Origin of the sequence: Spiroplasma endosymbiont of Anurida maritima (assembly GCF_042465095.1) — a bacterium.
Classification (GTDB): Bacteria; Bacillota_I; Bacilli_A; order Mycoplasmatales; family Mycoplasmataceae.
In genome coordinates, this window is the sequence record NZ_CP102059.1 from 433,460 (window position 1) to 455,790 (window position 22,331).

Here is a 22,331-nt window from a genome sequence, read left to right on the forward strand (position 1 = left end):
ATGAAAATAATCAATTCTTTAACAAAATCAAAAGAATTAATTTCAAAAAAAGAAATTAATATATATGCATGTGGGCCAACAGTTTATGACTATATCCACATTGGGAACGCAAGAGCAATATTGTTTGCAGATTTTTTAGTTCGCTATTTAGAGTTTAAAGGAGCAAAAGTAAATTTTTTACAAAATTTTACAGATATTGATGACAAAATAATTAACCGAGCAATAAAAGAAAACACTTCAGAAAAAGAAATTGCTGATAAATACATAAAAGCTTACTTTCATGACACAAAACAATTGAATTTACGCACTCCAAATGCTATCATTAGAATAAGTGAACATATAGAAGACATTATGCTTTTTATAAAAAAGCTAGTTGATAAAAACTATGCTTATATTTCTAATGGTAATGTATATTTTGCATTAAATAAATGACAACAACAATATGGTAAATTAGCTAACAAGAAGATAGATGAGCTAATTAGTGGTCAAAGAGTTGAAGTTGATTTTAATAAACAAAACTCTTTGGATTTTTCTTTATGAAAGAAAACCGATAAAGGTATTACATTTAATTCTCCTTGAGGATTAGGTAGGCCTTCATGACACACAGAGTGTGCTGTTTTAATTGATTTATATTTTAAAAGTAAGACGATAGATATTCACTTAGGAGGAATGGATTTAAAATTTCCTCACCATGAGAACGAAAGAATTCAATTTTTAGCTAAAAATAATTTAGAAATAGCTAATATTTGGGCTCACAACGGTCATTTATTAATGGATGAAATTAAAATGAGCAAGTCGCTAGGGAATATTATTTCTTTAAAAGACTTTGTAGAAAAATATGGTGTAAACACACTTAAATTTATTTTTTATAATACATCATATTCTCAACCATTAAACATAACATTAGAAACAATTAACTATGCTAATAAATATATTGCAAAAATAAATAATTTACTTAAAAAGGTAAATCTTTATTATGCTGAGAATGAAATTGTTTTTAACAAACAAAAGTCATATGGACAACATGTAAAGCAAGTTATTGAGTATTTAGACAACAATTTAAATTCTGCTAACACAATAACTGTTTTAACAACTATTTTAAAAGAAATTAATCAAGGAATCGCGAACAATAATCTATCAACAGATTTAGTTGATGATTTATTTGTAATTATTTTTGATATTTTAAATTTTAATTTTAGTTTACCGACTATTGATAAAAAAATATTACAAGATATACATTTTTGAAAAAAATGTTTAGAAGAAAAAAATTATGCAAAAGCTGATCAAGTTAGAAAGCAGCTGGAAGAAAAAGGAATACTGTAATGAGTAACGATAGAGATTACAATAACAACAAAGATAGAAATCATAGTAAAGATACATTTGAATCAAGACCTTACAAGGAAAGAGACAATAAAAGATCATCTGATAGAGGAAACGACAGACGTTCTGATAGAAAAGACGGCGACAGAAGAGATTCAAACCGTGGTGGTGGCTTCGGAAGAGGAAACGACAGAAGAGACTCAAACCGTGGTGGCTTTGGTGGCGACAGAAGAGATTCAAACCGGTGGTGGCTTTGGAAGAGACAACAACCGTTCATTCGATAGAAAAGACGGCGACAGAAGAGATTCAAACCGTGGTGGCTTTGGTGGCGACAGAAGAGACTCAAACCGTGGTGGCTTTGGAAGAGACAACAACCGTTCATTCGATAGAAAAGACGGCGACAGAAGAGATTCAAACCGTGGTGGCTTTGGTGGCGACAGAAGAGATTCAAACCGTGGTGGTGGATTCGGAAGAGGAAACGACAGAAGAGATTCAAACCGTGGTGGCTTCGGTGGCGACAGAAGAGATTCAAACCGTGGTGGCTTTGGTGGCGACAGAAGAGATTCAAACCGTGGTGGCTTTGGTGGCGACAGAAGAGATTCAAACCGTGGTGGTGGATTCGGAAGAGGAAACGACAGAAGAGATTCAAACCGTGGTGGTGGATTTAGAAGAGATAAAAATGATAAATCAAATAGAACATCAACAGATAACTTAATATTATATGGTGTTAACACAGTAAATGAAATATTAACTGTTAGACCAGAAATAGTAAAAGAATTATTTTTACAAAAAGAAAGTAAAATTTCAGAAGAAATATTTAAAGATCATGAATATACTGGGGAAATTTCTTATTGAACTAAATTTGATTTAGATAGATTTTTAAGAACTGAATCACATCAAGGAATCGCTGTTAAAATTTCACATGAAATTTTCTCAGACCTAGATACTGTAATTAAAAAATCATTAGAAAAACCACAACCATTATTATTAATAATTGACCAGATGCATGATCCACATAATTTTGGAGCTATCATCAGAAGTTGTGATAATTTTAATGTAGACGGAATTATTGTTTTAAAAGACCGTCAAGTCGATTTAAATGCAACTGTTGCAAAAACATCGGCGGGGGGATTCTTGCACGTGCCTGTTTGTGAAGTTACAAACTTAACACAAGCAATTGACGCCCTTAAGGATAATGGCTTTTGAATATATGCATCAAACTTAAACAAAGATGCTCAAGATATCTCAACATTAACTTTTGATAAACCAACTTGCTTGATAGTTGGAAACGAAAGTAAAGGTGTTAGTGAAAAAGTGACGAATAATTCAGATTTTAACGTAAGTATTCCAACAACTGGAAATATCTCTTCTTTAAATGTTTCTGTTGCTAGTGCACTTATGATTTATCAAATTCGTCAAAATGCAAAAAAAATAGTTGAATAATCAATATGAATTAATTTACCTTGCTAAAAACTTATCTAAACCTTCATTTAACAATGTTATTAAGGTTTTCATGAACAAGTATTTATTAAAAGCAAATTATATTAAAATATTTATTTTTAAAAAATATCGGATTTTACCAATAGAATTAAATGATTTAACATCTGTTTTTTACTGGTCCTTATTTTATTCCATTATATTTTATAAATATAACTCAAGAAAAAACTTTGAAAACTTTATGTGACAAAGATTTGTTTGAGATTTACATGGATATATAAGAAAATTTTTCAAAGTAGGGAACTATATCCTTAATGGGTATGCTAGATTTGAAGATTTTGAGTATGAAAAATGCGAAAAAAATTATGAAATAGATTTTAATTTATTCTATAAACAAGATTTATTGAAACAAGCTGTTCATAAACAGTGACATAATTTTACAGATATTGAAAGAATAGTTTTTAAATTATGAATAAAAGAGCATAGTATTAAACAAATTATGCTGCTTACTGATTTAAACTATAAACAAATTGATAACGCTATTCAAAGGTTCCTTAAAAAAGTTAAAAATTATGAATAAAAATTCATATTATCTCAAAATTAAATAACTTAAATTTAACCATATTAAAATATAAAAATAACTTAAAATATTTAATAACTAAAATACTTGATAAATAAAAAAGGCTTTGCAAAAAGCCTTTTTTTATTATTTAATCTACGTAGATCGAATATAAATTTTTGATTTAGACAAATAAAAATTTAGTAGTTATTTTTCTATATACTTTACATTACGTTTATAAAGTATATAATATTAAAGATGTGTGTATATGATACACCCGGATATGTGAAAGGAGAGAATATGCCAACAATTAATCAATTAGTGCGTAAACCTCGTAAAAATAAAGAGTGAAAAACTAAAGCGCCTGCTTTAAACCGTGGTTGAAACTCATTGCAAAAAGCTGCAACACTTACAACTGCACCTCAAAAAAGAGGGGTTTGTACTCGTGTTGCTACAATGACACCTAAGAAACCCAACTCAGCTTTACGTAAATACGCTCGTGTACGTTTAACTAACGGAATGGAAGTTACAGCGTATATTCCAGGAGAAGGACACAACTTACAAGAACATAGTGTTGTTTTAATCCGTGGAGGACGTGTAAAAGACTTACCAGGGGTAAGATATCACGTTATTCGTGGAACATTAGATACAGCTGGAGTTAACAAGCGTGCTCAAAGTCGTTCATTATATGGAACTAAAAAACCTAAAGCAAAAGCTAACTAATATTAAAAATATTAAATAAATTAACATTTAAAAAAGAAAGGAGTCTTAAATATGCGTAAAAGACGTGCAGAAAAACGTGATGTTTTACCAGATCCAGTCTATAATTCAAAATTAGTAACTAAAGTTGTTAATCAAATTATGGTTGATGGAAAAAAAGGATTAGCACAAACAATCCTTTATGGAGCATTCGACATTATTAAAGAAAAGACTAAAAAAGAACCGTTAGAAGTTTTTAATCAAGCATTAGAAAACATAACACCATTATTAGAATTAAAAGTTCGCCGTATTGGTGGAGCTAACTATCAAGTACCAATAGAGGTAAGTGAAACTCGTAAAGTAACATTATCATTAAGATGATTAATTAATTACTCTCGCTTACGTAATGAAAAAAATATGGTTGACAGATTGGCAAACGAAATTATCGATGCTTCTAAGTTAACTGGTGGGGCTTACAAGAAAAAAGAAGACACACACAAAATGGCAGAAGCTAATAAAGCGTTTGCTCATTATCGTTGATAATACAGAAGGGGACAAAGAGAAAATATGGCTAGAAAATTTTCTTTAGAAAAAATTAGAAATATTGGTATCATGGCTCACATCGATGCTGGTAAAACTACAACTACAGAACGTGTTTTGTTCCACACTGGTAAAATTCATAAAATTGGAGAAACTCATGATGGAGATTCTCAAATGGATTGAATGGCACAAGAGCAAGAACGTGGAATTACAATTACTTCAGCTGCTACAACAGCATTCTGAAAAGATATTTGTGTTAACATCATCGATACTCCAGGTCACGTTGACTTTACAGTAGAAGTTGAACGTTCACTTAGAGTTCTTGATGGAGCTGTTGCAGTTCTTGATGCTCAATCAGGTGTAGAACCTCAAACTGAAACAGTTTGAAGACAAGCAACAACATATAACGTACCAAGAATCGTGTTTGTAAATAAAATGGATAAAATTGGAGCAGACTTTTTATACTCTGTAAAAACTATTCATGATCGTTTACAAGCTAACGCTTATCCAATCCAATTACCAATTGGAGCAGAAGACCAATTTTCAGGAATTATTGATTTAATTGAAAGAAAAGCATACCACTTTGATGGAAAAGCTGATGAAGTAGCAAAAGAAATTGATATTCCAGCTGATATGGTTGATTTAGTTGAAGAACAACGTGGAAACTTAGTTGAAGCTGTTGTTAACTTTGATGAAGAATTAATGATGAAGTATCTTGATGGAAACGAATTATCAATTGAAGAAATTAAAAGTGTAATTAGAAAAGCAACAATTTCAGGAGATTTCTTCCCTGTAATTTGTGGTTCAGCTTTCAAAAACAAAGGTGTTAAATTAATGTTAGACGCTGTTGTTGAATACTTACCATCACCATTAGATATTCCTGCTATTAAAGGAGTATTAACAACTGGTGAGGAAGCTGAACGCCACCCTGATGATTCAGAGCCATTTTCAGCTCTATCATTTAAAATTATGACTGACCCATTTGTTGGGAAATTAACATTCTTCCGTGTATATTCAGGAGTTCTTAAAAAAGGAACAACTGTTATGAACGCTACTAAGGGTAAAACTGAGAGAATTGGACGTATTCTAAAAATGCATGCCAACACTCGTGAAGAAGTAGATGAAGTATATGCTGGAGATATTGCAGCAGCTGTTGGGTTAAAATTAACTACAACTGGTGATACAATTTGTGATACTAAAAACGAAATTGTTTTAGAATCAATGGTATTCCCAGAGCCAGTTATTAACTTAGCTCTAGAACCAAAAACAAAAGCAGATCAAGAAAAAATGAGTATTGCTTTACAAAAATTAGCAGAAGAAGATCCAACTTTCAGAACATTTACAGATGATGAAACAGGACAAACAATTATTGCTGGTATGGGTGAACTACACTTAGAAATTATTGTTGACCGTATGCGTCGTGAATTTAAAGTTGATACTAGTGTAGGAGCACCTCAAGTTTCATACCGTGAAACATTCCGTGGAACAGTTGAAAAAATTGAAGGTAAATACATTAAACAATCTGGGGGACGTGGACAATATGGACACGTTGTTATGAAATTCGAACCAAATCCAAATGAAGGATTTGAGTTTGTTGATAAAATTACTCAAGGGAGAATTCCAAAAGAATATATCGGTTCAGTAAAAGCTGGATTAGAAGATTCATTAAAAAATGGAAAACTTGCTGGGTACCCAATGATCGATATTAAAGCAACATTGTTAGATGGGTCATACCATGATGTTGACTCAAACCAAAATGCATACGAAATTGCAGCTTCATTAGCATTGAGAGATGCAGCTAAAACTGCAGCTTCAAAATGTGCAATCTTAGAACCAATTATGTCAGTTGAAGTAATTGTGCCAGAAGAATATTACGGAGATGTAATGGGTAACCTTTCATCTCGTCGTGGACAAATTGAAGGAAATGAACAACGTGGAAACGCACAAGTTGTTAAATCAAAAGTACCATTATCTGAAATGTTTGGATATGCTACAGATTTACGAAGCTTTACACAAGGTCGTGGAACTTATTCAATGACATTCTCACATTACCAAGATGCACCAAAATCAGTAACTGATGAAATTATCAAAAAATCAGGTAAAGCACCTGCATAATATTAAATAATAAAAAATAATTTATACAAAAATATTAATATTGAAAATATTAAAAAAATGATTTAAAATAATCTAGAAGTTTATCTATTAGGAGGAAAATTTAAAATGGCAAAAGCAAAATTTGACCGTAGTAAAACGCATATGAACATTGGAACAATTGGTCACGTTGACCATGGTAAAACAACTTTAACAGCGGCTATTACTACTGTATTATCAAAATCTGGAGGAGCAGAAGCAAAAGGATATGATTCTATTGATGCAGCACCAGAAGAAAAAGAGCGTGGGATTACAATTAATACAGCTCACGTAGAATATGAAACAGGAAAAAGACACTACGCACACGTTGACTGTCCAGGTCATGCCGATTATGTTAAAAACATGATTACAGGAGCTGCACAAATGGATGGAGCTATCTTAGTTGTTGCTGCAACTGATGGACCAATGCCACAAACTCGTGAGCATATCTTACTTGCTCGTCAGGTTGGAGTACCTAGAATGGTTGTTTTCTTAAACAAGTGTGATATGGTTGATGACGAAGAATTAATCGAATTAGTAGAAATGGAAGTTAGAGACTTACTATCTACTTATGAATTTGAAGGAGATGACACACCAATCGTTCGTGGATCAGCTCTTAAAGCTTTACAAGGTGAAGCAAAATGAGAAGAAAAAATTAAAGAATTAATGGAAGCTGTTGATAACTGATTTGTTGACCCAGCTCGTGAAACTGACAAACCATTTATGATGCCAGTTGAAGACGTATTCACAATTACAGGACGTGGAACTGTTGCTACAGGACGTGTTGAACGTGGAATCGTTAAAGTTAACGAAGAAGTTGAAATTTTAGGAATCAAAACAGAATCTAAAAAAGTTGTTGTTACTGGATTAGAAATGTTCCGTAAATTATTAGACCAAGCAGAAGCTGGAGATAACGTTGGAGCATTACTACGTGGTGTTGCACGTGAAGACATTGAAAGAGGACAAGTTCTTGCAAAACCTGGAACAATTAAACCTCATACTGAGTTTAAAGCTCAAACATATGTTTTATCAAAAGAAGAAGGTGGACGTCATACTCCATTCTTCCAAAACTACCGTCCACAATTCTACTTTAGAACTACAGACGTTACTGGATCAGTTAAATTACCAGAAGGTGTTGAAATGATGATGCCTGGAGATAACCAAGAGTTAACTGTGGAATTAATTGCACCAGTTGCTATCGAAGAAGGAACAAAATTCTCAATTCGTGAAGGTGGAAGAACTGTTGGAGCTGGAACTGTTGTTTCAATCGTAAAATAGTTTTTACAAATAATTAAATTATCAAACCAAAAAATAATCAGACGTGGTTATTTTTTTTATTGTAATTTTAATAAAAAATATATATTTTTACCTAAAAAAATAGTAATTTATTTCTAAAACCTATAATATCTATATGAGATAAAATCTCTAGAAAGGTTCAATGAAAAATGAACAGTGTACTAGATAACTCGCAAATAATATTTGATTCACAAGCAAAAACAAAAGATGATGCTTTGAATGAAATTGCGAAAATTGGTAGCAAGCTATTCAAAGAAGTTGATGAAAAAAGCATTTTTAAAGCTTTAAAAGAAAGAGAAAATGTATCATCGACTGGATTTGAAGATGGTTTTGCAATACCACATGCTCGTTTGTCTGGAATATCAGAACCAAAAATTATTTTTGTAAGATATAAAGATGAAGTTGAGTGAAAATCAATTGATAAAAAAGGAACTAAAATTGCAATCGCAATATTAGTGCCATTTGAAGAAAACAATTTACATTTACAAATTTTAAGTAAAATTGCCGTTTCTTTAAACAACAAAGATTTTAGAGATAAATTAAAATCTATTAATGATAAAAAAGAAGTTGTAGATTTCTTGATGTCAATTAGTAATAATGAACAAAAAGTAGAAAATGTAAAAAAAGAAGGTAAAAAATTAATTTTAGGAATGACAGCTTGTCCAACAGGAGTAGCTCACACATTTTTAGCAGCTGATAAATTAACTCAAACAGCAAAAGAGTTAGATTATAATGTTAAAGTGGAAACTCATGGTCAAGAAGGAGTTCGTAATACTTTCACAGATGAAGAATTAGAACAAGCTGAAGTTGTTATTGTAGCTTCAGATATTGGTCTGGATTTATCAAAACTAAATGGTAAAAAAGTTTATCAAACAAGAGTTGCAACTGCAATTAAAGAACCAAAAGAATTGATTGCAAGAGCAATTAAAGATGGTAAGATCTTGAACATGAAATCAGAAAAAGGTGAATTTGCTACTAAAACTGATAAAAATTCAGGACAAAAAACTGGAATTATGAAACACTTAATGTCTGGAGTTTCATACATGGTACCATTGGTTATTTTTGGTGGGATATTTATTGCCCTATCATTAGGACTTTCAAAAGCTGTTTATGGATATGATTACAATCCAGGTGATCACCCAGAAAACTTTTTCTATTATTTATTAAAATTAGGGGAAGCAGCATTCACATTGATGATTCCTATACTAGGAGCCTTTATTGCTCATTCAATCGCTGGTAGAGCTGCATTAGCACCAGCAATTATCGTATCGTTAATTGGTAATACGCCTGCAATGTTTTACCCATTACCAGGTATTGAAGCTGTTAACACACCAACAGGATTTATTGGAGCTATTTTAGTCGGAGTAGCTGTTGGGTTTACTGTTAAATGAATTAACACATGAAATGTACCAAAAAACTTACGTCCAATTATGCCTATATTCGTAATTCCTCTATTAGTAGGATTCGTATATGGAATGATTATGATGTTTGTAATCGGATCTGTTGTAGGATTCGTAATGGAAAAATTTGGAGGATGAATTCAATCAACATGAGGAGCTTCAAATAGCTTAACAAATGTTGGTATCGGATTAGGATTCGGATTATTAATCGGAGCTATGGCTGGTTTTGATATGGGTGGACCTATAAATAAAATCGCTTTCTTAGCTTCAACTGGTTTAATTGCTAGTGAAATCTACACACCAATGGGAGCTATGGCTGTTGCTATTCCTGTTGCACCATTAGGAATGGGGATTGCTACAATGTTATTTAGACCATTATTTGATAAAGACGATAGAACATTAGGAATTACTGCTTTATTAATGGGAGTAATCGGTATTTCTGAAGGAGCAATTCCATTCGCTGTTAAAGATCCTAAGCGTGTTATCCCTGCAAACCTTATAGGTTCAACAATTGCTGGTGGATTAGCTGGAGCTGTTGGAATCGCAAACTTAGCTGGACATGGTGGGCCAATTGTTGGGTTACTATCAGCTTTAGGAAGAGGTAATGGAGCAACTGGTTCATATGGTTGAGGACAAGCAGCTGGATGAACAATGTTAGCATTTGCCTTTATGTTAATCGGAGCAATAATTACTGCTTTAATTTACGGAACATTAAAAATTATAGAAAAAAGAAAAACTAACAAAGATGTTTCATTTAAAAACATTGTTTTTGCTAAAAAAGAAGCTAAAGCTACAAAGAAAGCAAAATAAAATATGAATAAAAATATAAAAACACTTTATGTGGGAGCGGGTTGCTTTTGAGGCGTTGAAAAATATTTGGGTTTATTTAAAGGCGTTATTAATACAGAAGTTGGCTATGCCAATGGAAATACTAAAAATACAAATTATGATACAGTTTGTTCTGGTGAAGATAATTTTGTGGAAGTTGTTAAAGTAACTTTTGACAACACAATAACTTCACTTTCAAATATATTAGAATATGTATTTAAAGTAATTGATCCGACATCTCTCAATAAACAAGGAAATGACACTGGTGTTCAATACAGGACAGGGTTCTATTATTCAAAAGAAGATGAAAAAGATTTTTATGAAGAAATAAATCTGTTTTTAAAAGAACAACAAACACACTTCTCAAAAAGAATAGTTGTGGAAAATTTAACTGTAAGTAATTATGTTAAAGCAGAAGAATTCCATCAAAAATATTTAAACAAAAACCCTGGTGGTTATTGTCACATAAAATTTGATTAAAATAGCAAAGCAATTTGCTATTTTTTTGTTATATAATTTGTTTAGATTTAAAAAAGGAGAATATATGAAAATATTTAAAGTAGAACCATTTTTTTCAGAAAGACTTTGAGGGGGCTCAAAATTACAAGAATGAAATTTTAATGTACCAAAAGATAAAAAAATTGGAGAAGCATGATTAATTAGTGCTTTGGAAAATGGTATGTCACACATAACACAAAATAATAAAAAAATTACCTTTAAAGAATTTTATGAAAATAATAAATCACTTTTTGGGATAAAAAATGATGTTTTTCCTCTGCTTTCTAAAATAATTACAGCAGAAGATAATTTATCAATTCAAGTACATCCAGATGATGAATACTCTCTAAAACATGAAAATATGTTAGGGAAACCGGAATGTTGATACATTCTAGATTGTCCAGAAAATGCAGAATTAATTTTAGGTCACAGCGCTAAAAACAAACAAGAATTAGAACAAATGGTACATGATGCTCAATGAGATAAATTATTTACAAAAGTTAAAATNAAAAAAGGTGATTTTGTATATGTACCACCAGGTAAAATTCATGCGATTACAAAAGGGGTAAGTGTTTTTGAACTTCAAAGATCATCTGATATTACTTATCGTTTTTATGACTATGATAGAAAAGATAAAGATGGAAATTTAAGAGAATTACATATTAAAAAATCTATCGATACAACATTAGTCCCAGATACAGACCTTAATGTTATTAATAAAGATAATGGAGAGTTAATAAGTAATGACTTTTTTAAATTATTTGTTTTTTCTCAAAATACAAAATTAGATTTAAAAGACAACAAATTCTGTCAAATAACAGTAGTTGAAGGAACTTTAGAAATAGATAATCAAACATTCAACAGTGGAGAGTCATTACTTATATGTGATATAAATAAGAAACTAATGTTAAATGTTAATGGTAAAATATTATTAAGTCACTATTAAATTACAATATTTATTAGTGAAACAAGGAAAACAAAGAAAAAGGAACAAAAAAACACAATGAAGGTTATGGTCCCAAAATATATCAATTTAAAAATTAATACAAAAAGTAAAAATAGGTTCTATAAAAAAATTACTAAATTAGCAAAAAGAAATGCCGTTATTAAAAGTAAAATTGAAATGCTAAATAACCTATGAAGCAAAGATGAAGATTCAGACTTAAAATTTATTGGGGATATGTGTATTATTGATTATGTAAATAATAATGTTAAGGATTTAGCAATTTTATATTTTAGAAATAAAAAAACAATTAATTGGGCACAAAATTCTGATTGTGAACTAAATGTTAAACATGTATTAGTTGTAATGTCTCCTCTTAAAAAGAAAATGCCAGAAATGGTTGAAAAAATAAAAAGTACATATATTGAAAAATTTAGCAATAATGAGCTATTGGAAGAAGTGTGCACTTGTGTTGATAAAAATGAGCTTGTTAAACTTTTCAAGTCTGCTGGGCATGGGAATGAATAAATAAAAAATCAGCTTTAAGTAAGCTGATTTTTTTTATTCTTTAAATACGATTGATTGGAAGGGTTGCAGGTGAGACGTAATAGTTTGATAATTATTATAAATTATTTTTTCTTTTTTAATATTATTAAAATTTTCTGATAATGAAATATTCTTATCAGAAAGATTAATTAATACAAATGTTTTAATATCTTTGTGTGCTCGATAAAAACTTAACACACAAGGGTCAAACTGAATAAAGTCAATTTTTCCCTCAATGAATTCCAAATTATTTTTTCTAATACTAATTAAATTTTGATAATTTTTAAAGATTGATCCATATTTTTTTGTAGCATCTTGTTTAAAATTAATATTTTGATAATTTTTATTTACTTTTATTCAAGGTTCAGTAGTAGAAAAGCCAGCATATTTTTTATTGCTTCATTGCATTGGTGTTCTTGCGTTATCTCTTGATCGTTGATTTAAAATCTTCAGTATTTCTTTTTTGTTTAAACCCTTTTTTATAGCTTCATGATAATAATTAATACTTTCCACATCTCTAAAATCTTTAATTGAGTTTAAAGAATTGTTTTCCATGCCAAATTCTTCTCCTTGGTAGATAAAAGGAGTTGATCTTAAAAGCAATGTTATTGAAGCTAATGCTGTGGCTGACTCGAAACGATAATTTTTTACATCACCAAACCTTGATAAAGCTCGTGGTTGGTCGTGATTATTTAAAAAATTTGCAATTCAACCACCTTTATTTTGTATTTCTGCTTGTCATTTTATTATAATGTTAACCAAATTTTTAGGATCATATTTTTCTATTTCTCATTTATTATTATTTTTATAATCAATTTTCAAGTGTAAAAAACTAAAAGCCATATCTAGTTCATTTGAATCTTTATGTGTATATTTCACCAAATTTGCTATATTTGTTGAAGATAATTCTCCAACAGTTATTAAATCATTTTTTTTACTAAAAACATTTTTATTTAAACTTTTAATTATGTTATGAACATCATTAGCATCTGTGTAAAACTTTCTGCCGTCTCCATTTAAATCATCAATAAAAATTTTGGGTTTCGATATTAAATTTATAACATCCATTCTAAAACCTTTAACCCCAAGTTTTATTCAAAAATTAAGAATTTTATGCATATCTTTTTGAAGATGCTTATCACTTCAATTTAAATCAGCTTGAGTTTTATCAAATAAATGTAAATAAAATCTATTTAATTCTGGACTGAATTCTCAAGCGCTACCCCCAAACTTACTTTTTCAGTTAGTTGGCGGTTGTTTGTTTTTGCTATTTAAAAAGAAAAATCTATTTATATATTTTTTATTTCCTTTTAAAGCTTTTTTAAATCATATATGTTCAGTTGAACAATGATTGAAAATCATATCCATCATTATTTTAATATTGTAATTTTTAGCTATTTTAATTAATTTTTTTAAATCATTTAAAGTCCCAAATCTAGGATCAATTTTTTTATAATCTTTCACATCATAACCATTATCTTTTAAAGGGCTTAAGTATATGGGATTTAATCAAATATAATTTATTCCCAGTTTTGATAAATAAGGTATTTTTTCAATAATTCCTGAGATATCACCAATACCATCATTATTCGTATCTTTAAATGATTGGGGATGAATTTCATATATAATAGCTTTCTTAAAATTTGTTTGTTTCATTTATTTTTCCACAACTTTTATTTTTTTGGGTTTTTTTACAACAGTTTTTAAAATTTCTGGTGCTTTTATTTTGAGAATTTCTTCTCTCATTTTTGTAAATTTTGGTATTTTACCAAAAATTCAAGTTAGACTCATTGAGGTACCTAAGGTAATTAAACACGCAATTATAAATCATGTATAACCAGTACCTATAAATGTATTAACACCACTAACTCCACTATATGGTTGTATTGATAAAACTCCTAATCAAGCTCCATTACCAATTCCGTTTGATGTAACTCCCGCTACAGTAATTAGTAAAGAACCAGCGGCTGATCCAATAATAGCCGCTAAAAATGGGTATAAAAATCTAATGTTTATCCCATACATAGCCGGTTCAGTAACACCCAATCAAGCTGATGTTGTTGCTGAATAACCAACTTCACGAATTTTGGAATCTTTTCGATTGTCGATTGTAAACATCAAGGAAGCGCTTCCTTGTGCAATATTTGACATACATAATAACGGGAATATAAATGAACCCCCGATTTGAGCAGTGTTTTGAATCATAACTGCATTAAACATTGTATGAACACCAGTTATTACAATTGGAGCATAAAGTAGACCTAATATTGGACCAAAGAAGTATTTGGCTACCGGATTTATTAGAGCTCAACTTAAACCAACCGATATAGCAGAACCAATTAAATAACCAATTGGTCCAATAATAGCTAAACCAACAGTAAAGGCCCCAATAATTGTCACTAATGGTACAAATATCTGTTGTAAAACAGGTGTAGTAATTCTATTCATTCATCTTTCTAAATACACTCCGAAGAAAGCAACCCCAATAGCTGGTATTACTTGTCCTGTATATTGTATTTTTCAAGGAAATTTTCATGATCCAAAGTCAAAGGCAGGAGCATCATTAAATATTCATAATGAATCAACTTTTCCTGCAATTTCATAAATATTTACCAATGGCGGTAAAAGTAAAGTAAGCCCAATGATAATTCCTAATACTTGTGATCCATCCATTTTTTTAAAAATAGATCATGATATTGTTACTGGAATATATCAAAAAACAGCTTGAGCTGGAATTCATAAAAATTCATTTAAACCAGCCGCAAATTGTGAATTTGCTACAAAAGAACTGTCGGCTCCCGATCAATTTGCTTCTAAGATATTTCTAAATCCTAAAATTAACCCCCCAGCCACTAAAGCTGGAATGATGGGAACAAATATTTCAGCAAAATGCTGCAACAATTTTTGTCACCACTTTGTTGGTGGTTTGTGTGCATTTGCTTTATTATCGTTTTTATTAAAGTTCATTTTTAAAGAAAGTGCTTTATAAAAGTTGGTGACATCCGCACCGATTACTATATGAAATTGTCCAAGAGGTTGAACAGTTCCCTTCACAGATGGCAAAGTTTCAATTTCTTCAATTTTCACGTTTTTCATATCATGCATCGTTAATCTTATTCTCGAAACACAATGAGTGACGCTTGCAATATTATCCACTCCACCAAGAAGGTCTATTAATTGTGCAACCTCTTTAGTGTAATTTTTTTTCATATTTTGCACTCCTATATATGGTATGACCATATATAATCATTATATTCCTGGTCTATAAAAATAAAAAAAAATATTTATAATATTTTAATAAATGTTTTTTTTCTTTATAAATCAACGTTTTTTAATTAATGGAGAGACTATCAAGAATGTTACACAATAGATAATAATAATCCCAATAATAAATATTAAATAAAAAGGACTTGTTCATTTTTGTATATAAAATATTTGAAATAATAGCGATACTATCACTCCAAAAACTAAAAATGATAAATGATAAAACCATGGAATTGGTTTAAATATCTTATTAATAAATGTTTCTTCTTTTTTAATTTCAAATCCGCTCATAATTTACCTTTATATTTGTATTTTACATCAAGTTTTAAAACTATTTAATTTTTATTTTGATATAATTAGTGTTGAGAGGTAATAATGAAACAACAAGAAGTATTTAAAATCGATGAGCATAAGTCCGGTTTAAAAGTCGGGTTGTTTTTGTATTCTTTTATATAACTACTCGACTTCATCAAATAACATTGAAGGAGGTATTTTTATATGAAAACTGTTAAAAATAATAAGAAAAATAAAGAAAGAAGAAATATTGGATTTCTACATTCGGACGAAATAAAAAAAGTATCAAAAATGGAACAACCAGAATTATTGAACCATTTTAAGATAAATAAATTTGGTTTAGATTATGCTCAAGCTGAAGAAAAGATCAAAAAGCATGGAGATAATATTAGCAAAAGAAAAACATTTAATCCATTCTTAAAAATATTAAGAATATTATTCAATCCTTTTAATTTAGTCTTAATTGGGATTGCCATTTATAATGTTATTAGTTATTTTTTCATTAACGTTGATGATAATTTTTCATTAATTGGAGCAGGTATTATTGCTGTAATGATTATAATAAGTGGAAGCATTTCATTTATACAAGATTTTAGAAGTTATCTTGTTTTAAAAAAGTTAACAGAAACAGTAAGTAACAGAGTTACTATTTTAAGGTTGACTGAAAATGAAAAAGTAAATTCAGTTACTGATGAAAATTATATTAAAATTTTAAAAGAAGCTAAAGATATTGAATCTCATCAATTGGTAAAAGGAGATTTAATTCATATTTCAAGTGGGGATATGTTACCAGCTGATGTTAGAATTTTATGAAGCAATGAATTATTTATTAACCAATCAAGTTTAACCGGAGAATCAATGCCTGTTGAAAAACATGCCAAATATAACCCAGAAAAAGAAAATTTATTAGAATTAGAAAATGTTTGTTTTACAGGAACAAATGTTATTTCTGGTAGTGCTATTGCTATATGTGTCGGTGTAGGTTCAAGAACTTATAACTCTGCAATACAAGCAAGTATTAGTAACAATAAATCATTAAATAATTTTGATCAAGGAATNAAAAAAATAACACGTTTAATTATAATGTTTATGCTTGTTATGGCGCCGCTTGTTTTTATAATTAATGGAATTACTAATAATGATTGAGTGTCAGCCTTATTATTTGCAATTGCTGTAGCTGTTGGATTAACACCTGAAATGTTTCCGCTTATAATCAACACTAATTTAATGCGTGGAGCAAAAGTCATGAGCAAGGAAAAGGTTGTTGTGAAAAAACTAAATGCAATTCAAAGTTTAGGAGCGATTGATATTTTATGTACTGATAAAACAGGAACTTTAACAAATGATAACATTGAACTTGTTAATTATTTCACTTTAGATAATTCACAAGATGCTAAATTAATGCAGTACTTTTACTTAAATAGTTTATATCAAACAGGTTTAAAAAACCCGATAGATAAAGCAATCATAAATTATGTCGATAAAAACCGTCATGGGATAACAACTGATAATTTTATAAAAGTTGATGAAATACCGTTTGATTTTAATCGTAGAAGATTAACTGTTGTATTTAATTATAAGGATCGTGATAACGATCAAGACCTATTAATTTCAAAAGGTGCTGTTGAAGAAGTAATTTCTGCTTGTAAATACATTTACTATCAAGGTAAAGTAGTAGAAATTAATGATTCTCATATTAGAATGTTGATGGCGCAAAATGAAAAGTTAAATAAAGAAGGTTTAAGATTAATAGCATTAGCTTATAAAAAAGTGGACAATGAAAACGACTATTATAGTGTAAAAGATGAAAAAGATTTAATCTTTTATGGGTTCTCATCATTTTTAGATAAACCAAAATCATCCGCAAAAAGAATTATTAAAGCTTTAGATAAATATGGAGTTAGTTTAAAAATCTTAACAGGGGATAATGCAGAAATTACAAAGGCAATTTGTTCTCGTGTAGATTTAAAAATAACTGGAATCATTTCTGGCCCAGAACTTGAAAGATTAAGTGAATTTGAGTTAAGTAAGGTTGTTGAAAAAAATAATGTATTTGTAAAATTAAATCCTTTACAAAAAACAATGATTATTGAAGCTTTACAACAAAATCAACACGTTGTTGGTTTTATGGGAGATGGAATCAATGATGCTCCTGTATTAAAACAAAGTGATGTTGCAATATCAGTTGATAATGCAACTGATATTGCTAAAGAAGCTAGTGATATTATTCTATTACAAAAATCACTTTTAGTTTTAGAAAGAGGAGTTGTTGAGGGTCGAAGAATATTTAGTAATATTTTAAAATATATTAACATTACAATTTCTTCAGCCTTTGGTAATGTTTTATCTATTCTAATTGCCTCAGCGTGACTACCGTTTGAACCGGTTTCACCAATACAAATTTTAACGTTAATACTGTTATATGACTTTATGCAATTATTTATTGCTTTTGATCCGGTCGATGAACAATATTTGAAAAAACCTAAAAAATGAAATGTTTCACATATTTTACCTTTTACATTAATATTAGGTCCTATTTCTACAATTTTTGATATCTTATCATTTGTTATATTTATTTATGTGTTTGATACTTTAGGCGATAACAATAACCCGCAATTATTTCAAACAGGATGATTTATCCTATCACTATTTGCACAAACCTTAGTTGTTTTAGCATTCCGTTCAGCTAGCTTGAATCCATTTAAAAAAGGAATGAAAATTCCATATCAGTGATTACTTACAATAATAGTGGGATTAGCTATCGGTTTATCCTTACCGTTTACACCTATTGGTGGAGGATTAAATTTAGTAAAACCACCACTAGCAATGCTCGGATATATAGCTTTATTGATTGTTGGTTACGTTATATTTTCTCAAATTGGTAAATATCTGTATATAAAAATATTTAAAAGATGATATTAAAACAAAACAAAAAGTTTTGTTTTTTTTATATTTTTTTTGCCTTTTTTGGTAGAAAAGTGTATAATATATATCTTTTTAAAAAATATATGGATTTATGGTATAATAGTTATATAGATACTTATGTAAAAAGGGTTATACAATGAAAAAGATAAAAGCACTAAATTTAAAAGAAAAAGGTTTTTTGGAACAAATTCTTTATACAGATGACTTTGTTAAAACAGGTGATCCTCTATTTTCTATAAGTACAAAAAGTAAAAAGTATTTAATTAAAAGCCCTTACGAAGGTATTGTTATGGAAACAATTCCAGTAGATACTAAGGTTAAAAATGGTTCAACTTTAGCTAAAATTGATACATCAAATGCAGCTATTGAAGAACACTTAAATAATAATAAAAATAAAAGCAACATTGGTCACTTAGATTTAGTTAATGGATTTGATGATGATACTTCTTTTTCTTCAATAAAAGAATATAAAGGGAATGATCATATTGAAATGTCTGATAAAGCAAAACAAATTGCTGAGAAAAATCAAAAATTTCAAAATAACTTATTGAAAAAAATGAATTCATTAAAGACTAATAATTCAAATTTTGATGGAACAATAGACGATACACCAATCAATAATTTACCAAAAAAACAAGTTATCCAACAACAAAGACCAGTTAGTCAACAATCACAGGTTAATGTAAACCCAAACTACAGACCAACTTACAATGAACAACAAAAAATGAAACCAGAAAAACCATTAGCTAGTTCAACTTATAATTTGGAAAATAACATAATTAAAAATAACTATAAAAAAATTGAATCCGTAATTAACAATGAACAACCAGAAATTAAGGCTTTTAATAAGAGTTCAAAATTAGAAAAAAGACGTATATTANNTAGTGAAAAAAACTTAAAGTTTCCTGGTTTTGGAAAAAGTTTAAGTAACGAAAATATTTCAAACGAAAAATTTGATAATTCATTTGAAGAAGCTCAAAAAGATCTTCAAAAAAATATTGAAATTAAAGAATATTTAAGAGACAAAGATACGTATGAAAAAAGTCAAATTGATAAACCTAAATACAGTAAATATTATCGTGGTAATTTAGAAGAAGATGTACTAAATAATAGCGATGAAAAAGAAATTGATTTTAATAATAATTTTAATGAAATTAATATAGAAAATGATAATGAGTATAATTTCCTAAATGAAGAGGATGATACAAACTACAATAATGATTATTCTAATGAAGAATCAGAACAAACAGAAGACTTAGATGTTGACAGTGTTTCTTTAGATGATATTGATTTCAAAGAAAAAATTTTACAAAGAAAACAAAATCTACAAAAAAAANNTAATAATTTTAAAAAAGTTGATATTAAACAAGAAGATCCTTCAGCTATGGACTTTTTAGGAGAAGATGGTAAACCTAAAATATTGCGAAATATTATAAATGGTCGTATGAATGATTTAATAAATAATAATAACGATTATGAAGATTATGATGAACCTTTATATGGAAGTAACAATACAGAAGAAATTAATGGGGTAGAAGAAGTGAATAAGCGAAACGAAGTTCAAGAGTATATAACAGCTGATGGAAAAGTTAAGAAATTAAATCAAGAAGATTTATCTCCAAAACCATCAAGAAGATTAACTATTGAAGAAAAAATTAAAGCAAAAATTAATAACACAGCTTCAAGAGTTAATATGTTGCGTGCGACAAACCCAATTGAACTTATTAGAGAACGTCAAAACCTAATTGAATCTGGAGAAGTTATGGCAGATGATGTAACTGGTGGAGTTAGAGTTGGTCTGGGATTTTCAGAAGATGAAGAAAGAAAAATTCGACAACGTGTAAAAAATCGTTATTTAAATAATGATGACACAGAATCTAATAACCATCAAGAGTTTGAATCTGCCAATAATTCAATGAATAACAATCAAGAAGTTAATCATAGTGAGTTAAATGATTCAAAACCACAAAGTAATAATATGTCACATTATAATCAAACTCCAACAAACACAGTTGAAAATAAATACCAAAACCAACAACCAAACAATATAAATCATGCACAAAATGTTCAACCACAACAAAGTGTTGTGCAACCACAAATAACTCCAATTTATAACCAACAACCATCAGTTTCACAAGATTATACTTATCAAAATGCACCAGTAAATAATAATATGCAAACAGAACTTGCAATTATTAAGGAAAAATTATCAATGCAAGAAAGCAACTCTAAACATAATGAAGTATTAAAAGAAATTAGAGATGCTCGCATAAACACTTTAGAAAATGGTTCTAAAAATAACAACGGTAGTGATAGTATGCAACAAATGATGCAAACAATGATGATGCAACAAATGATGCAAACAATGCAAAACAATAATTTAGCTAATAATCAAATGGCTACACCAATAAACCAACAACAATTACCAACTTCTAGCTCAGATGTTAAACCAACACCTTCAACAGAAAGCATANNGAAAACATTATTAAAAATGTTTTAAAAAGTGAATTAGAAGAAAAAAAGCAAGAAAAAAAGTAGCACAAGCAACNNAAATGATAATTTAGTTGTTAAAAAAACTGATTTAAACAACATATATAATAATGATTCAATCAATTATCCAAACAGTGATTTAGTTAATGGGAGCGGATTTATAACTCCTAAAGGAGATGAATATCGTGAGAATTTTAAAGAATCAAGACACAGCGCTGTAAAATCAATGATTCTTTCACAAAAATTTATTCCACCTTTAACTTTAAATGTTGATATTGATATGTCAGAAATTTTAAAAACTCAAAGAAAATTAAAAACACTAGAAAAAGGGTCAGAAAATTCATTTTCATCAACAAGTTTTATAATTAAAGCTATTTCGTTAGCTTTAAAAGATTATCCAAAATTAAATTCATACTATGATCCAAAATCACATCAATTAGTTGTAAAAGCAGCTCATCACATGGGTGTTGCTCGTGAAACTAGTGAAGGGGTTGTTGTTCCTGTTATGTATAATGTTAATAAAATGTCTCTAAAAGGTATTTCTAACAGTATGCAAGAAATGATTGATAGATTAAGAAATGGACTTGTAAAAGAACAAGATTTACAAGGAAGTACAATTACTGTTTCAAACTTTGGTACAATTGGAGCAACAAATTCAACACCAATAATTATGTATCCAAATACAGCAGCAATTGGTTTTAACAAAATAATTAGAAAACCAATAGCGATTAAAGGTGATAACATTCGTGTTAGATCAATTATGAACTTTGCAATTACAGTTGATCAAAGAGTTATTGATGCAGCAGATGCTGGTATGTTCTTAACACGTATAAAAGATTTATTAGAAAAACCAGAATTAATTACACTTAGCTAAGTGTAATTTTTTTTTAAATTAACTTTTATTTTTCTAAATATTTAGTATAATTAAAAAGGTTCAAAAATACCAAATATTGGCGATTGTGGCGAAGTGGTTAACGCACTCGGTTGTGGTCCGAGCATTCGTGGGTTCAATTCCCATCAGTCGCCCCATTTATTTAATACTATTTTAAGATTTAATTTTTTAAAAAATTTAATGTTAAAATAGTATTTTTTTATAAAATTATAATTTTAATAATAAGCAAATTTAGACTAACATTTGATAAAAATATTGCTATAATTATAT

The 22,331-nt window shown here is 29.2% G+C and carries 17 protein-coding genes and 1 tRNA gene; 15 read left to right on the forward strand and 3 right to left on the reverse strand.

The features are described 5' to 3' along the window. From cysS to NPX79_RS02215, 12 genes are all read left to right on the forward strand, one after another. The gene (gene cysS, locus NPX79_RS02160; RefSeq protein WP_381414802.1) at positions 1–1,323 is read left to right on the forward strand and encodes a cysteine--tRNA ligase; all 1,323 of its coding nucleotides are present in this window, start codon (positions 1–3) and stop codon (positions 1,321–1,323) included. Continuing rightward, the gene (locus tag NPX79_RS02165) at positions 1,323–1,604 is read left to right on the forward strand and encodes a hypothetical protein (protein ID WP_381414803.1); all 282 of its coding nucleotides are present in this window, start codon (positions 1,323–1,325) and stop codon (positions 1,602–1,604) included. The genes cysS and NPX79_RS02165 overlap by 1 nt, the downstream gene beginning before the upstream one ends. After that, on the forward strand, positions 1,540–2,763 hold the full coding sequence (gene rlmB, locus NPX79_RS02170) for a 23S rRNA (guanosine(2251)-2'-O)-methyltransferase RlmB (protein WP_381414804.1): 1,224 nt from the start codon (positions 1,540–1,542) through the stop codon (positions 2,761–2,763). The genes NPX79_RS02165 and rlmB overlap by 65 nt, the downstream gene beginning before the upstream one ends. A 70-nt stretch (positions 2,764–2,833) precedes the next feature. After that, positions 2,834–3,337 carry a hypothetical protein gene (locus NPX79_RS02175; protein ID WP_381414805.1) on the forward strand — a complete coding sequence of 168 codons (504 nt, stop codon included), beginning with the start codon at positions 2,834–2,836 and terminating at the stop codon, positions 3,335–3,337. Between the two features lie 279 nt (positions 3,338–3,616). Continuing rightward, positions 3,617–4,039, forward strand: a complete 423-nt coding sequence (rpsL, locus tag NPX79_RS02180) for a 30S ribosomal protein S12 (RefSeq protein ID WP_381414806.1) — start codon at positions 3,617–3,619, stop codon at positions 4,037–4,039. Between the two features lie 51 nt (positions 4,040–4,090). Next, entirely contained in the window at positions 4,091–4,558 is a 468-nt protein-coding gene (gene rpsG, locus NPX79_RS02185; protein ID WP_381414807.1) for a 30S ribosomal protein S7, read from the forward strand. 24 nt (positions 4,559–4,582) lie between these two features. Further along, positions 4,583–6,670, forward strand: a complete 2,088-nt coding sequence (gene fusA / locus NPX79_RS02190) for an elongation factor G (protein WP_381414808.1) — start codon at positions 4,583–4,585, stop codon at positions 6,668–6,670. A gap of 105 nt (positions 6,671–6,775) precedes the next feature. Then, a complete protein-coding gene (gene tuf / locus NPX79_RS02195; RefSeq protein WP_381414809.1) occupies positions 6,776–7,963 on the forward strand; it encodes an elongation factor Tu in 1,188 nt (395 codons plus the stop codon). 167 nt (positions 7,964–8,130) lie between these two features. Then, complete coding sequence (locus NPX79_RS02200; protein WP_381414810.1) at positions 8,131–10,191, forward strand: fructose-specific PTS transporter subunit EIIC; 2,061 nt, start codon at positions 8,131–8,133, stop codon at positions 10,189–10,191. Between the two features lie 15 nt (positions 10,192–10,206). Continuing rightward, the gene (msrA, locus tag NPX79_RS02205; protein WP_381415481.1) at positions 10,207–10,689 is read left to right on the forward strand and encodes a peptide-methionine (S)-S-oxide reductase MsrA; all 483 of its coding nucleotides are present in this window, start codon (positions 10,207–10,209) and stop codon (positions 10,687–10,689) included. A gap of 64 nt (positions 10,690–10,753) precedes the next feature. Further along, the gene (locus tag NPX79_RS02210) at positions 10,754–11,653 is read left to right on the forward strand and encodes a type I phosphomannose isomerase catalytic subunit (RefSeq protein WP_381414811.1); all 900 of its coding nucleotides are present in this window, start codon (positions 10,754–10,756) and stop codon (positions 11,651–11,653) included. 66 nt (positions 11,654–11,719) lie between these two features. Next, a complete protein-coding gene (locus tag NPX79_RS02215; RefSeq protein WP_381414812.1) occupies positions 11,720–12,178 on the forward strand; it encodes a PTS sugar transporter subunit IIA in 459 nt (152 codons plus the stop codon). A gap of 33 nt (positions 12,179–12,211) precedes the next feature. On the opposite strand, the gene NPX79_RS02220 is transcribed toward NPX79_RS02215, so the two are convergent. The 3 genes from NPX79_RS02220 to NPX79_RS02230 form a co-directional block, all read right to left on the reverse strand. Continuing rightward, on the reverse strand, positions 12,212–13,852 hold the full coding sequence (locus tag NPX79_RS02220; protein WP_381414813.1) for an alpha,alpha-phosphotrehalase: 1,641 nt from the start codon (positions 13,850–13,852) through the stop codon (positions 12,212–12,214). Further along, positions 13,853–15,406, reverse strand: coding sequence for a PTS transporter subunit EIIC (locus NPX79_RS02225; protein WP_381414814.1), 1,554 nt, complete (start codon positions 15,404–15,406; stop codon positions 13,853–13,855). 84 nt (positions 15,407–15,490) lie between these two features. After that, a complete protein-coding gene (locus NPX79_RS02230) occupies positions 15,491–15,751 on the reverse strand; it encodes a TIGR04570 family membrane protein (protein WP_381414815.1) in 261 nt (86 codons plus the stop codon). Between the two features lie 207 nt (positions 15,752–15,958). On the opposite strand from NPX79_RS02230, the gene mgtA reads away from it, so the two are divergent. From mgtA to NPX79_RS02245, 3 genes are all read left to right on the forward strand, one after another. Beyond that, positions 15,959–18,676, forward strand: coding sequence for a magnesium-translocating P-type ATPase (gene mgtA / locus NPX79_RS02235; RefSeq protein WP_381414816.1), 2,718 nt, complete (start codon positions 15,959–15,961; stop codon positions 18,674–18,676). Between the two features lie 2,653 nt (positions 18,677–21,329). Continuing rightward, entirely contained in the window at positions 21,330–22,043 is a 714-nt protein-coding gene (locus NPX79_RS02240) for a 2-oxo acid dehydrogenase subunit E2 (protein WP_381415482.1), read from the forward strand. 79 nt (positions 22,044–22,122) lie between these two features. Continuing rightward, positions 22,123–22,198 (forward strand) — tRNA-His (locus NPX79_RS02245). Positions 22,199–22,331 lie beyond the last annotated feature (133 nt).